Origin of the sequence: Candidatus Methylacidithermus pantelleriae, from assembly GCF_905250085.1 — a bacterium.
Classification (GTDB): domain Bacteria; phylum Verrucomicrobiota; class Verrucomicrobiia; order Methylacidiphilales; family Methylacidiphilaceae; genus Methylacidithermus; species Methylacidithermus pantelleriae.
Map to the genome: position 1 here is coordinate 57,661 of NZ_CAJNOB010000012.1, position 14,276 is coordinate 71,936.

14 protein-coding genes are annotated in these 14,276 nt (G+C 54.0%); 8 read left to right on the forward strand and 6 right to left on the reverse strand.

Annotated elements, in window-relative coordinates:
- The first annotated feature begins 2 nt into the window (after positions 1-2).
- From ntrB to KK925_RS04370, 4 genes are all read left to right on the forward strand, one after another.
- Positions 3-767, forward strand: coding sequence for a nitrate ABC transporter permease (gene ntrB, locus KK925_RS04355; protein WP_174581924.1), 765 nt, complete (start codon positions 3-5; stop codon positions 765-767).
- 597 nt (positions 768-1,364) lie between these two features.
- Positions 1,365-2,624: an S-methyl-5-thioribose kinase gene (mtnK, locus tag KK925_RS04360; RefSeq protein WP_174581925.1), complete on the forward strand. Its 1,260-nt coding sequence runs from the start codon at positions 1,365-1,367 to the stop codon at positions 2,622-2,624.
- Between the two features lie 1,286 nt (positions 2,625-3,910).
- Entirely contained in the window at positions 3,911-4,972 is a 1,062-nt protein-coding gene (gene mtnA / locus KK925_RS04365; RefSeq protein WP_174582012.1) for an S-methyl-5-thioribose-1-phosphate isomerase, read from the forward strand.
- Between the two features lie 26 nt (positions 4,973-4,998).
- The gene (locus KK925_RS04370; RefSeq protein WP_174581926.1) at positions 4,999-5,247 is read left to right on the forward strand and encodes a hypothetical protein; all 249 of its coding nucleotides are present in this window, start codon (positions 4,999-5,001) and stop codon (positions 5,245-5,247) included.
- 897 nt (positions 5,248-6,144) lie between these two features.
- On the opposite strand, the gene KK925_RS04375 is transcribed toward KK925_RS04370, so the two are convergent.
- The 4 genes from KK925_RS04375 to KK925_RS04390 form a co-directional block, all read right to left on the reverse strand.
- Complete coding sequence (locus tag KK925_RS04375; protein ID WP_214096292.1) at positions 6,145-6,681, reverse strand: carboxymuconolactone decarboxylase family protein; 537 nt, start codon at positions 6,679-6,681, stop codon at positions 6,145-6,147.
- A 73-nt stretch (positions 6,682-6,754) separates the two neighbouring features.
- Positions 6,755-6,913 (reverse strand): carboxymuconolactone decarboxylase family protein, encoded by a 159-nt coding sequence (locus KK925_RS11410; RefSeq protein WP_214096293.1) that lies wholly within the window; start codon positions 6,911-6,913, stop codon positions 6,755-6,757.
- Positions 6,914-7,469: 556 nt separating this feature from the next.
- Positions 7,470-7,715, reverse strand: coding sequence for a DUF378 domain-containing protein (locus tag KK925_RS04385; protein WP_174581927.1), 246 nt, complete (start codon positions 7,713-7,715; stop codon positions 7,470-7,472).
- A 492-nt stretch (positions 7,716-8,207) separates the two neighbouring features.
- A complete protein-coding gene (locus KK925_RS04390) occupies positions 8,208-8,441 on the reverse strand; it encodes a hypothetical protein (protein ID WP_214096294.1) in 234 nt (77 codons plus the stop codon).
- A 790-nt stretch (positions 8,442-9,231) separates the two neighbouring features.
- Between KK925_RS04390 and KK925_RS04395 the strand changes: the two genes are divergently transcribed.
- The 4 genes from KK925_RS04395 (at position 9,232) to phoU (ending at position 12,707) form a co-directional block, all read left to right on the forward strand.
- On the forward strand, positions 9,232-9,582 hold the full coding sequence (locus KK925_RS04395) for a hypothetical protein (protein ID WP_174581928.1): 351 nt from the start codon (positions 9,232-9,234) through the stop codon (positions 9,580-9,582).
- 175 nt (positions 9,583-9,757) lie between these two features.
- Complete coding sequence (locus tag KK925_RS04400) at positions 9,758-10,036, forward strand: hypothetical protein (RefSeq protein ID WP_174581929.1); 279 nt, start codon at positions 9,758-9,760, stop codon at positions 10,034-10,036.
- A 437-nt stretch (positions 10,037-10,473) separates the two neighbouring features.
- The gene (locus KK925_RS04405) at positions 10,474-11,652 is read left to right on the forward strand and encodes a RuBisCO large subunit C-terminal-like domain-containing protein (RefSeq protein ID WP_174581930.1); all 1,179 of its coding nucleotides are present in this window, start codon (positions 10,474-10,476) and stop codon (positions 11,650-11,652) included.
- Positions 11,653-11,984: 332 nt separating this feature from the next.
- A complete protein-coding gene (gene phoU / locus KK925_RS04410; protein ID WP_174581931.1) occupies positions 11,985-12,707 on the forward strand; it encodes a phosphate signaling complex protein PhoU in 723 nt (240 codons plus the stop codon).
- Positions 12,708-13,089: 382 nt separating this feature from the next.
- Here phoU and KK925_RS04415 read toward each other — a convergent pair whose 3' ends face one another.
- A complete protein-coding gene (locus KK925_RS04415; RefSeq protein ID WP_174581932.1) occupies positions 13,090-13,410 on the reverse strand; it encodes a hypothetical protein in 321 nt (106 codons plus the stop codon).
- Between the two features lies 1 nt (position 13,411).
- The gene (locus KK925_RS04420) at positions 13,412-14,050 is read right to left on the reverse strand and encodes a hypothetical protein (RefSeq protein WP_236027852.1); all 639 of its coding nucleotides are present in this window, start codon (positions 14,048-14,050) and stop codon (positions 13,412-13,414) included.
- Between the last annotated feature and the right edge of the window lie 226 nt (positions 14,051-14,276).

The following is a 14,276-nucleotide window of genomic DNA, read 5'->3' on the forward strand; positions in this document are numbered from 1 at the left end:
AAATGAACCACAAGCGAGCCAACCTGATCTTCCCGCTTCTTGGAATTGCACTCTTACTCCTCATCTGGGCCGGGTTTAGCCTTCTTCCAGGCTCCGGGTTACCCTCCCCTTGGAAAACCTGGGAAGCAAGCCGACTCTATCTTCTCCGGCCATGGGAGAAAAGGGGAGAGATGGACCAAGGTATCCTTCGGTTTCTTTCCTACTCCCTCCTTCTGGTGGCAAAAGGTTATACGATTGCCATCCTAGCCGGTGTTCCTTTGGGCCTTGCATTAGGACTGTGGCGACCTTTCTCTCTTTGCTTTGATCCGCTCGTTCAAATCTTGCGTCCCGTTTCCCCGCTGGCCTGGCTTCCCCTAGGTTTAATCCTTTTCCGTCGCTCAGAACCGGCAGCGATTTTTACGATTGCGATCTGCGCCATGTGGCCGACCGTGCTGAATACAGCTACAGGCGTAAAAAACATCCCCCAGGAGTATTGGAATGTCGCCCGCTCTCTGAACCTTTCCTCTTGGAAAACCCTCTGGAAAATCGTCATCCCTGCTTCCCTTCCCTACATGTTCACGGGATTCCGCTTAAGCTTGGGAATTGCCTGGTTAGTCATCGTAGCTGCGGAAATGCTAACGGGCTCCCCTGGAATCGGCGGTTTTCTCTGGCAGGAGTACAATAGCCTGGTCTACGAACATATCCTTTTATGCATTTTGACTATTGGACTTGTTGGGTTTGCCCTTGATCGGATGATGGCCTTGCTTGAGGAGCGCTTGCGCTATTAGAGTACTGGGCCGAAAGAGCAGTAACCCAACCCTTAGACTGGATGGGATTGTCCCTGAAGGAGAAGACCTACCGGAGCTCTCTCCCCACAGCTTCCGTGCTCTTCGGGAGTCTTGACGGAAAGAGCAAACCCGTGCCCGGGAAAACCGCCACTATTTCCACAAGTTCGGCACGAACCAGAGGAAAAGTTTTTGATTCTGGTACGGCCCGACTGGATTTCTTTTACCCCGGGAAATCCTTTTCCAGCGAGCAAGGAAGAAACTCCTCTAGGTACCCCTTTTGGTCCCACCCAGACCCAAGAGTTGCTTGTAAGCGAGCGGTTCTTTTTCCCGGCTGGCAAGACGGGGAGGGCTCATCAACGTAGCCTCTTTCAATGCCAGAATACCCCGGCAGCTCCGACGCACGGCGTTCCCCTTAGGCAGCCAAAAGGACTAAAGATTCAAGCGTGACCTATGGAGACCCATGGAGGTAACGACTGCAAGTTTTTGGTTTTCACTTTTCGCAAAATCCCACCACGCCTAAAGTTCCAAAGAAACCGTTGTGTTTCAGCGCACGGGAAAAAACACTGCGCCACTTTTTTCTTATAATGCACCCCCTCTATGGAGCCACGGAAACGACCTCAGGCGGGAAAGAGTCCTATCCGCAGCTTTGCGGAGAGTTTAACGGAACAAAGTGCCGTTCTCTACGTGCTAGACCGTCCCTCCCTTCGAGATGGTCCTCTTAGGGGCGCCCGCACGCTCCGAGCGGAATCACTGGCGGAAGGGAATGTTAACCTGATCTTCCGGGTGGGAGACCCGGAAACGGGGTCTTCTGTGATCCTCAAACAGGCCTTGCCCTTTGCCTGGCGATATCCTGCGTTTCGCATGCCAAGATCCCGAGCTCGTATCGAATATGAATGGCTGCAGCGCCAGAAAATCCACTCCCCCCAGTGGGTTCCTCGGGTCTTTGATTTCGATCGAAAGAACTATGTACTGGCGATGGAGGACCTAAAAGATTTTACCGTCCTTCGAAAAGCCCTCATTACGGGCCAAAAACCTCACCATCTTGGATTCCAGGTTGGCCAATTTCTTGCGCGTTCTCTCTTCTACACAACGGACTTTTTCCTTCCTTCGCAGGTAAAAAAAAGGCTTGTTTGTCGTTTCCTCAATCCCGTTCTCCGGAAAGTCCAAGAGGAGCTTGTCTTCCTCAACCCCTGGACGGAACACCCGACCAACCGGTGGACTTCCGCGCTGGCTTCGGAAGTGCAAAGCCTTCAGAAGGATGGCACACTCCGAGCAAAAGTCCTGCATTGCCTCCAAAAGTATAGCTCTTGTGCCGAGGCCCTCATCCACAACGACTTCCATACGGGTTCGCTCCTTGTCTCCCCTACCGGCTTGCTTAAGGTGGTGGACGCCGAATTTGCTTTTTTTGGTCCTATCGCCCATGACCTCGGTACGTTTTTTGCCCACTTGGCTTTGAGTTACGCAGCGCAAGTTTGGTGGAAAAAGCGGACAGAAGAACAAATTGCCTACCGGAAGTGGATCGAAGAACAGCTGACCTTCACCTGGTCCGCCTTCGAGGAAGATTTTCTTTCCCTGTGGGAAGCCGATGGGCAACCCGGTCGGGACTTGCCCCGATACCGAACACTCTTTTTGCGGACAATTCTCCGCGAATTACCGATCTTTGCGGCGGCGGAAATCGTTCGGCGCATCATTGGCCTGGCCCACGTAGAGGACCTCGAATCGATTCCCGAGCTAGAGTCCAAGGTCTCCGCAGAACGGATGGCCCTTGCCATTGCACGTGCTTGGATCAGAGAATCGGATGGAATTCGAGACGCCAAAGATCTCACCGAACTTATGCGCCAGGCAGCCTCCCCCTAGCCTGTGTCTTGGAGACGGACTGGCAGGTTGCTATCGATACGCAACAACCCAAGCGGCCATTGAGCACCACCTGGCCCAGTTTCGGCCGTCTGGGTCGACCGAAATCCCGGCCCTTTTTCCGATTGGTCGTATGCGTTTTGCTCGCCAATCCCCTACGGATTTTTTTCTCGAACGACCACGCCAAATGAGGCCCCTCGCCAGCGAAAGAGGCCGCTAGTGCGACAAGAACCAGGCCCTGCTTGTGCCAAGGAACCCTCCCCCTCGTCCCCGCTTTTCCTTCAAAACTTCTTCTCCACCCAGTTCTTGCCCCGGACAGCTACCCAGCCCGGAGCAGCCAGCGAGAAAATCTGTGGGTCTCAGTGTGGTCATGGCCGGTTGCTTGCCTCTTCCCCTTGGTGTGTAGCTTTCACCAAGCGAACCTATTCTACTTTCTCCCATTTTTTTTTCGGATAGCCAGAGAACGCCAAAAGGAGAGAAACGAGCCTTACTTTTTGCCTTCGTGGGTGCAAGGGACAATCGCATGTCCTTCCCAACAAAAGTTGCCCAAACCGAGCCAGTTGCGCTTTATTCTCCGACACCGTCCGAAGCTTCCGAATGCCCAAGGAAGGTTCTGAGACTCATCGCCCATCTCTCTAGGCTCTCCTCTTTCGAGTTTTTCCTCCGGAACTCCCGCTGCCTTCCTTCTTTCAATCGGACTTTCTTCTAGCTCTTTCGGCACTATGGACCTATCGGGTCCAAAGCTGATCTTGCTCCGACCTCTCAGAGCGCAGCGAGCAATCCGCTCAGGAGTACCCCGAATTGCCAGCTCGACGCGCCACCTATGCTCTTTCATCCCCCCTTCGCACACATCCCTTCGCCCAGTGTCCCGGCGGCTTTCCGCAGTGTGCATATCACTTTTGCTCGCCCGGGGGAAAGTTCGGCCTAGCCGTCTTTCGGACGAGCTCGAAGTCAATCCTGCGCGGTTTCAGCGTTTCTTGGACGTTTCCTTGCCTTAAGGCCTGCTTGCTCGGGCCGGTTTTCTGGCACTTTCCGGGTCCTTTTGTAGGTGGCTTCCAGCACGAACGTGACCCCCCGATAGCCCTTCCAGGTGCTTCCGGTTGGACCCGTCATTTCCGACTGAGGTTACCTCCCTCGCTACTGGACGACGCATCCTTGGGAGTGCGCACACCCAAATGCCGCAGTGAAACCTTCCAGGGGTTGCATCGTTGCCGGTTCCAAAATTCCTGCAAAGCCAGAGAGAACTCAACGCTGTCCCAAAACGTGACTTTGTTTTATCCTTTTTCAATATGGAGGTCCATGCTCTTACCAAGCCTTTGCAATGGGACCAGGAAGAGGGGGCTATCCTCCTTTTAGACCAGCGTAAATTGCCCCGTGAATTGGATTACTGGCGCTGCCGAACTATAGGAGAATTGGCCCTAGCTATTCGCCAAATGGCGATCCGGGGTGCCCCTTCGCTCGCCCTAGCAGGTGCTTTTGGGATGGCGCTGGCCGCCTGGGAAAATCGTTCTCAGCCCATCACTGCAGCCAAAAAAGCCATTGAAGATGCAAAAAGCGTTCTCCAGTGCAGCCGTCCTACCGCTGTCAATCTTAGGTGGGCCATAGACCGTGTCTGGAGAAAGATTACGAATGCCTCCACCCCGGACGAACTCATACAAAAAGCTTTGGAAGAAGCCAGAGCGATTGAAGAAGAGATCCAACTTGTTCACCGCCAACTGGCTGGTTACGGGGTGTCTCTAGTCCCCGATGGTGCCCAGATCTATCACCACTGTCACACTGGTGCGCTAGCAGGAGGCGGTTTTGGAACGGCATTGGGAATCATTCTGCAGGCTTTTCAATCGGGGAAGAAATTGCATGTGTTTGTCGGCGAAACACGTCCTCTCTTGCAAGGAGCTCGTCTGACAGCATGGGAACTTGCCCGTGCCGGTATTCCCCATACCGTGGTAGTTGACAGCGCAAGTGGTTCTCTCATGAGATCTGGGCACATCCATCTATGTTTCGTGGGCGCTGACCGGATCGCCGCAAACGGGGACACGGCGAATAAAATCGGAACGTACACGCTGGCAGTTCTTGCTCGATATCATGACATCCCTTTTTACGTGGCAGCTCCAACTTCAACCATCGACCTGGCTTCTCCTGGAGGGGAGGCTATACCCGTGGAGGAGCGTCCGGCAGAAGAAGTTACCTCTCTTGTCTCCTACCGATGGGTCCCGGAAGAAAGCCGGGTTGCCAACCCGGCTTTTGACGTAACACCGGCTGATCTCATTACCGCGATCATCACCGAATGCGGGGTCCTGCGACCTCCCTACACAAGTTCGATAAGGCAAGCATTGGCCAAACGGGAGAACTAGGAGCAAGTTGTGTCTACCTTGGAAGAGTGGTCGCTTCCTTGGAAGGGAAACTGAAGGAGTATTCCCATGCCTGTGCACAGTTACGAGAAGATACCCAAGAGCTGCGTTTGGCTGTCACCCACCTAGTCCAGAAAATCGACCGTTTCCGGGAGGAGCTTTCGGGCCAAATCCATGCCCTCGATCAGCAACTCCCGCGGCCGCATGGAGGCCCTGGATCAATGCCTGAGCAACCATATCGACACGCTGGAACACAAGTTGAGCGGTCCTTTATCTAGCTTACAGGGATCCTTATCACCACCGTGCTTGCCCAGCTCTGACTTACTGGGCACTGTCCTGGTCCGGCATTAGGCTGGTGGCACGGTGCTGCAACGGTTAAAGCTTCCAACTCTTCGGACGGTTTACCGCTTTGCTAAGCACCTCAGTTGTACCTCATTGCCTGTACCAATTTTTTGGGCCCTATCCATTTCATGGGCCATCGTCCAAACTTACACAGTCTTTTGAAGCCATTTTTGACACGCCGAGGGAGCGGTAGGCTCAAGACCGTGCTCCCGCTGCACCTCGACGCTCAGGTAGGTCGTCATGTCCGGGATCTCACGTACGTGTACCAGCTAACTGGTTTCTTTTCGCATTTGTGCTTGCATGACATCGAAAAGAAGTTTTGTCCGTCCGGTCAGGCCCCGGCTGGAAGTGGTACGGCATAGCATGCCTAAGTCTCATAAGCAGTAACCGTTCCCCACAATTACTTGCAAGCATTCCTTTGCGAGGAGGGATCACTCAAAACCCTTAACTCCTCTTTTTTGTGGTCGAAGCTTTTAAAAGGAGGCAAGGGCAACGATGCAGGCGCGGTTAACAGGGTGTACCGGCGTACTACTTTTTCCCGGACTACCCCGAATGGATAACCCAAAATGATTGGGTGCGTTCTTCGAAGCGAGCGATGGATGTAACGAACGAGTCGCACATGGCAAACGCTGGAAAGCCACAGCAGAGGCTGCCGCTTTCCCCTGGGCACCGCCTGAAAATCCCTCCCTCTGGTTCGTTTCCCCTACCCGCTCGTCAAAGCGAATCGGAAGATCGCCCGTGTCTCGACTTAAGATGAGGCTTGACCCCGGATGATACCGACGGTGGGTCCCTATGGAGGTTTAGTAGCAGAAGTACCTTCCTCCTCGAAGACCTTATGCACCCGGGTGATGGAAACGGGATTGGGAACGATGTTCGCGCTGCCGTGCGCGCAAATGCTGCGTACATACTCCAAGACCGTGATCGCTCCCGTCCGTCCTTGCGTGACTCCCAACCATGACACCGGTTTGGCCCCCCAGCCTGTCCGGACAGTCTACATTCTCGCTCACCAGTTTGACCGCACTGTTGAAGCTGTCGTTACACTTAGACATAGCGATCACAGTATCAGATGCGCTCCGTACCGCTTCGGTCAAACGCTCTGTCGTCAGATTCCGTCCCGGTCCACTGGGAATCAGACGATCGGAACAGACCAAAAACGTTCTGGCGCCCATCATCTCGACGAAACGATCTACTCGCACTGACTCGACTGGTAGGCACCGGGAACAGCCCGAAAACTCATAAATAAGCAACCGATTCCCACCGTTGATTGCGATAACGGCTAGCGTCAAGTTAACCAGCTCTTGTTCGCTGAACTGCCGGCGCGCCCGTTCGGAAACATCCTCCGGAACCTGTCCACCGGCAGTGAGCATCACCGCCTTGGTCCACTCTAGCGCCGCGCGTTCAAGCTCCGTCCAGAATGCCGCTTCCCGCCAACTGTCGAGAAGATTAATGCGTTGTTTGCTCTCGCCCCGAGCTCGGGGTGCCTTTCGTGTGCATATGGATACAGAATGGGCAACCGTAGAGCTGCGAAGCTCGAATCGTAATAAGCTCCCGCAAGGATCGTTCAAAACCGGACTCTCTGATATGTGTTTCGATTCCAGACATCGCTTGAAGCACGCCCGGCGCAATGTCCCGATATTGAATGCACGGTTGCGTAGGATTATTTCTCGTATCCTACATTGAGCCTCGCACGAGGCTCTTTCGCCGAAAACATAGGAACACGGTTTTTCGTATCCGCCTGTTCCTGAAAGAGAGTTGCCACGTTTAGGCGCCAGCTTGTAGCCTCCTAGCTTCTACCGTTTGCTTAAGCCTTTTTACTTAAAGCAGTAGGTCTTACGGTCTTCTCTTCAGGCGTTTGTTCTCTCCGTTCCCCTTCGGTCGCCGGGGACCACAGAGGCCGCAGGATCGAGGATAGCCGGGCTAGCCATTTCTTTCGACTTCCCACCGAGCGATTCTCCCACACTTTCGAGCAACGTTCCATAGAAGGAAGTTGAGATCACCGGCTGGCCAGTGGTCCTACGGCCAATTGGGTCGAGAGACTCTAGACCCCACTCTCAACCCATTCCCAACTGGGACACCAGGACGATCGCTCACCACCTCACGAACAAAGCCTTTCGGAAGAATTGGGAAGCACTCCAGGCCGCGGAAACGGAAAAAGAGCTTACGCCTGGGAAACGCTTCCAGAAGCCTGCCACGCACGGATAAGCAATCGGATACTCCACAACCCGGCCAGAGCTACCAGGATATACACCCCCCGGCTCCACACAGCCGATGGACCACCGAACAAAAGGCTGACAAAATCCCGCTGAAAAATTCCCCACACACCCCAATCCAACGCACCGATGATGACCAAGGCAAGAGCCAATGCGTCGACCAGCTTCACGTTTTTCTGAGCTTTGTTTTCCATGGAATTCCTCCTTTGTTTGGCATAGGCATTACCCTAAATTTCTCCAACTTGATAGAAAGGTCAATGTCTTCTGTAATTCTCAGTTCACCTTATACTTTAATCTGCACCTAAAAGTATGTAAGGTTTTTGAACAAGGGGTTGCCTCATGCTTCCTCCTTGAGATCTTCCATAGTTCCTATCCCCGGAGAGGAATCCCGGGGTAAAACTCCTCCCTGCCGGCGGCCGAGTTTTTTGCTTTCTTCGCTCTTTTCGCTTCCCAAACTAACCTGCGATTAGGCCCCGATTCCTTAAGCCTTCCCATCGGCTAGCCCCGGCTAAAATCGTGGTCTTTTCAAGGAGAATAGGGATCTAGCTTTCCAGGGCTTTGGCTTGTTATGCTAGAGCTTCCTTAACCCTGCAGGAACGAGCGCTCCTACTCGCCACGGCGTCCCGGTTTTCCATGGAATGGGTGACTGGCTTCTACGTTTCCTCACGTTCGCGTAAGAAAACTCCTCACCTTTTTGCTCGTTCCCTCACCCCTCGGCATAGCTCGTCGCGCGAGTCGTTCTTCATCCGGCCACACCTTTGTTGGAATCTGGCCCATGCCAAAAATCCTTCTCGCAAGAGTTCTCCCAGAGACGCTCCACAGAGATGCCAATGGATCGCGCTCGTCCCGGCGATTCCCGAAAACCGGTATCCGCTCAGGAAAACTTTTTCTCCGTACTGGTAGCTCCTAACAAGGACCAACTGGCCGTTTTTCCTGTTGAGTCTTGCTGCGATTCGTGAGACGCCGTCCGGGGGCTTCAACAGTTTGCTTGAAAGGGTAGTAAAAGGGATTCGTTCACCACAAAATGGCGACAGTGGTTGGTATAGGCAAAGCCGGTCCATGCACTAGAACTGTCGATTCCCAAACGGGATGGCGAGCTATGATTGCCCTTGTGATCGAGCCAAACTTTTATTGGAGCCCTTTCCTGCCGGACAGGAAACAAACTCCAGGTCTAGTCTCGCCACCTATACCCACGTATCCAGTCACGACCAGAAGGACGATGGAAATCACTAGAAGCGGGTTCTGGAACTTGAATGCACCCGACAGGGCTGGGCCATGTGAGATCATCTCCGAACTTCGCTCGGGCATGAACCACCGCAAGAAGGGACTCAAAGTGGACACCGGAGGCCATCCTTGAAGGCCAGGCCGGAGGGTGGCGATCACGCACCAGCACTGGGCGCTTCCGCTCTTCCAACCGGAAGTGGCATTGCTGGCGATGTCCAAGGCCAACGGCGTTCGGGTGAGGGTCCTCAAACGAAGCCGCGGATAGAATCTTTACGGAATACTTGGGCAAGAAAAGGCTCGAGATCATCCCGGTGTTCTCGGCCCGGCCCTCTCGCTCTACCCGCGCCGGAATCAAAAGCTACCGAAAGGCCTCAAGCACACAGTGGACAAATCGGCAGCACGCGGATCATTCATTGCATCGGGCTCGATCCCGAACAATAGGCTAAAGACCTATTTCGCCCGGACATCGGGCGGGGCACGGTTCGCATGAAACTGGCGTTGGTTCGAGGGGCGACGGCAGTAGGCAGAGACAAAGAAGGAGCTCTTGTACCTACCGCAATAGAAGCTTGCGCCCGCTGCCAGTTGAAACAACTCAAGCGAAAGTACTTTTCATGGGTGTTCTACGTGAGGAAGTTCGCGTTTCGGAAAGCCATGATCGATCTTGGCGCGGCTGTCCGGGCCGGGCTTTCTTTGAGCGCCGTGGTCCGTATCCCCGGTTTCAAAGGAAGCGACTGCGCAATCGTCTTTTGCGTTGCTAATAGGGCTGGCAGCTTCCGGGCGGCCGGTCATTGGCTAAGCGCGGACGCGCGAAGAGGTCCGATTCACGAGTGTGCTTAAGCGTGTGACGGGCAGCCGCGAGGCTGGCAAAGCGGTTTGCCTCGATCCGGACCGATACCGGCGACACTGAGAAGGTTCGCGTCCCAAAAGGGGCGGCCGGCGTGGATCGGCGCGCAAGCGTGGCTGCCGAAGCCCCGAACACCGGGGAGACGATTCGCGGCGCCAAGACGCACACATGACTCTTGAAGAGGTTGCGCAGGGAAAGCCTGTGGCTGTCAAGAAAGCGGAAAGTCTCGGCCCCAGGAGAAAAATTCGGAAGCGTATCACGAGAATTCCCCGACGCATGGGGAGCATCTGGCACGATGCGACCCAAAAAGCTACCACGATGCTCGTGAGGACCTACCGCCACATCGGCATCGAGGACTTGAATGTCCAACGGGTGACGTGCAAACAGTATCGAGCCCGGTCGATCCTGGATGGCACATGCTTGGAATGTCGACCGCAACTGTCCTAGAAGCCACTGATCTTACGGAGCAACGGTGGTCGGGGTTGGCCGGTTCTATCCTTCATGCAAGACCCATTCTTCTTGCGGTGTGACGAAGACCGCGCTGGTGTTGTCGTACCGGACTTTTCGATGCCAATTCGATGCGAAGCTTGGGGACAGGAGATCGAAGGCGATCTCAACGCTGCAATCCATTCGGAACGCTTGGCTCCAAGCTCTGCGCAGTGGAGCCCATGGAGAGAAGGAAAGAATGCTCTGACGCTAGGCATAAGCGCCGCAGGAAACGGGGCCTCGACGAAGGAGAAACCGAAGAGCATAATTGCCGCATCGTTTCATCCCGTTCTGCGACAGTTGTCGTAGCTTTTGGAGAGCGCTGAGAGCCTTAGCAAGTACGCACGCTCGCACCAGCCATTTCTTTCCCGAACCAAGCGCTATTACTTTGAAAAGCCATGAGGAGCCCACTTGAGCAGGACAAAAATAGCAACCTTTGTTCGAACAGGGATCCAGTTCCAGAAGGGGCGCTTCGGGTCACTTACCGACTGGCGTGTTCTCCCGCCGAAGCCCAGTCCCTTGCCCAAGCATTACTTTTGGAACAGACGGTTGAACTGCCATCCCATGCTGTAGGCAGAGAGGCCCTCGAAAAACTCGGAACGATAGAGTCAATCCATCAAAAAGGGAAAAGGAGTTTTGAAGTTCACATCACCTATCGATGGGAGACACTGGGAGGAGAGCTTCCGCAAGCCTTAAACGTCATCTTTGGAAATGTCAGCCTGTGGAAAAACGTCCGTTTGGTTAAGCTTGAACCTTCTCCCTGTCTCCAAGGCATTTTTCCCGGAGCTCGCTTGGGACAAGCGGGTCTTCGAGAGACGCTCGGCGTGGAAGGGCGGCCTCTACTTTGCTCCGCGTTAAAGCCGATGGGGTTGGATGTCAGCCAACTGGCCTTGCTGGCAGCAGAGCTTGCAGCTGGGGGAGTGGACATCGTGAAAGAAGACCACGGGTTGGGCAACCAACCCTTTGCTCCTTTTGGGGAACGAGTTTACCGATGTAGCGCCAGCATACAAGATGCCGCTTCTCGTACAGGCAAGCGTACACTTTATGTCCCCAATGTCACCGCTCCCATGGAGGAAATTTCTTCCCGTGCCCGCCTGGCAAAGAAGGCAGGGGCCGGAGGGCTCCTCCTTTGCCCTGGAATTTCCGGATGGGATTCCGTCCGGATGCTAGCCACCGATCCCGAGCTGGGTCTTCCTCTTTTCGTCCACCCAGCTCTCCTTGGATCCTTTATCGCAAAACCCCAGAGCGGTTTTTCTCCCGAAGTTCTTTTCGGAACGCTCCCCAGACTCGTCGGTGCCGATGCTACGATCTTTCCTCACTGGCGAAGCCGGTTTCCTTTTTCTCGCGCCAGCTGTGCCAGGATTACCAACGCCACAAGGGAACATCTTTACATTTGGAAAGCGATCTTTCCGGTTCCCGCCGGTGGCATCAAGCTCGAAGAGTTACCAACGGTCCTCGATTTCTATGGAAAAGATGCGATTCTCCTCATAGGGGGAAGCCTGCTCTCTCACCCCGAAGGGCTCCAACGCGCGTGCTCGGAAATTTTTTCCACAATCCAAAAAAAATTTCCTTCTTAAAAGGAAGATTACCCTCTGGTGCCACCCTTCCTTAGGATGAAGACAAAAGTTGTGTGGCACGGAAAGCATAACAAAGAAGGGAGGAAAAGCTCGGTCTTAAGGTTCTGACCCCCATCGCCCGCGGAGGTTTCTTTTGAGCTTTTCCTGAGCCAGTTCGCCGCCTTGCATGGCTCTTAAAACCATCACCGTCCGCGAGCCGGCTGGTTACGAAAGTGGGGCAAGATAGCACCCCGCGGCCTCGATTGGTTCTTGGCGGGATGGGAAAAAATCTCTGGATGTGTTTTTCTTTTTTTTCCTTTCCAACTTTCCCTTCCACTTCCATAGTACATGCGATGCCAGAAAAAGATCCCCTTTCCTTTGAACAATTGCTCAACCAGATCCGGTCGGATCTCTTGCTCATGGCCGGACTGGTCGACCGGAGTGTATCGCTAGCGCTTCGCTCCCTATTCGAACGAGACGACCGGCTTGCTGAAACGGTTGAAAGAGAAGACGTGCCGATTGACGAACTAGAGGTCAAATTGGATGAGGCAATTGTCACGTACATCGCGACCCACCAACCAGTGGCGACCGACTGCCGCTTCATGATTGTAACCACGCAGATTTCCAGTAACCTCGAGCGCATCGCTGACCTCGCTGTGGGGATTGCCCGCAGAGCAAAAGCGCTTAACCGGGAACCCCAGCTAAAGCCTTATATCGATCTTCCGAGGATGGGTAACATTGTGCTGGACATGATCCGGGGCGCTATCCAATGTTTTATCCAAAAGGCGCCGGAGGAGGCTCTTCAGATCATTCGAAAAGACAAGGAAGTGGACGGGATTCGGAACCAGCTTTCAAGAGAACTTGTGAGCTTTATGATTGAGGATCCCGCGACGATTACAAGAGCGCTGCATCTTCTCTTTATTGCCCATAGCCTCGAACGGATGGCAGATCACGGAAAAAATATCGCGGAAGAAGTGTATTATCTTTATCGAGCAGAGGATATTCGCCATCGAAAGGAACTAGTGGAGGCCCTTGCTGAAGGGACTGTATCCCCTGATAAAAACGTCTCCATATAGGGCTGCCGGTTGCTTTCTTTTGTGCAAAAGCCCGCACTTGCACGACCCGAAGAGCTCTTGAGAGGATCACGCCCAAGCGACGTCCAACCGACCTGCTTGATTGCCACTTACATTCCAGGTGATTGTTGGAACCAATCCCTTGTCCTTGAGGGTCGACCCGCGGCTGACCAAGGGATTAAGAACGCCTGATGACTTTCCTAGAAGGTTGCCCTGCAAAAAGGTGTACTCGAGCGGTGTGTCCGTCTCCAGGACCAGGTCGCTATCTTTCTGGGACGGGTTTTGTAACCTCAACCTCGCCAGCCCTTAAGGTTACAAAACGCCTGAGGAAGTTTTCACCCACCTCCATTGCCCGCTGCGCTTGCACTCAACCAAAAGCAATCCTTTACAGACCCAACCATTGGCGGATTTTTGCCCATTTCTCCCACAAAAGAACCATAGAGATAATCGCCATCGCGCTCCAAACCAAGAATCGGTTCCGATCTCGGATTCGCTGGACCCGATGATTCGGCCGAAACTCTCCCCGATCCGCAACCGAAGAACTTACGCCCAAAGACTCGGCTGTATCCAACCGCACGAGTTCTCCTTCAAGCTCTCGAAGCCGACCGGATAGTTTGCGTTCTTGCTCGGCCAGGTAGGCTTCATATCGAGCAATGGGATTTTTCCTTCCGGACTTCCCCGGGCGAAAAGGATTCCAGCGCCTCATCTCATTTGACGAAGTGTTCTAAAAATCTCCAACCAACTAACAGGAGGGAAAGAAGGATCGCACCCGGAAGGGAATAGGCGAACCCACTGGCGACCTTTTCCCAAAACGCCCCGCGCTTGGGTTTTTCCTCCCATTCTGTGTCGGCAGAGACACGAACCTCCTTGGCAACAATTCCTGGGCGCAAGATGGGAATCTTGGATTGAGCTCGGCTGTATAACGTTCGAGCCTGATCCACCGTCGCCAGCGCTTTCCCTAGCTCCTGTTGCAGGCTCTCCGGGGTCCATGTGGTTGGATCCAAACCCTGCAGAAGCTCGAGCTGTTCCGAAAAGGATAAGCGTACCTCCTCTACCTCTTCCAATTCCCTGCGAAGTTCGACTGCCTGACGTTCCAGTAGCGCAAGCCCACGAGTCAACTGTTCCACCAAGACAGCTTGCCCCTCCTCAAACTCCACTTGTTTCCTTTTGAGTTCTTCTAGCTGTCGCTTCTGTCTTTCTAGCTCCTCCTTGCGCCGCTCCAGATCCAGAAGAACTTCCTGGGTCTGCTGGACTTTGATATTAAGCTCGTCAACGGAGCGACGACGCCCTTCTTCCCTTCCCAAAAAATCACCCGCTCCAACCGGCTGGGACTTTTCCTTGTTCATAGCGGACCTCGGGCAACCTCAAGATGAGGGCTCCCTGCCAGAAAGACCTCGGGGAAAGAGAGCCCCCCGCACACACAAGTCGCCTACCCTTGTTAGGAGCCATGCTATCCCGCTTAGGATTTCCCGGCAAGCTTCCATTTCACTCAGGCGAAGGGTCCCATAAAAATGTCTTTCCCCCAAAGATCTTTTTTGTCTTCTTTCTTTGAAAAAGAGCCCGAACAAGCGG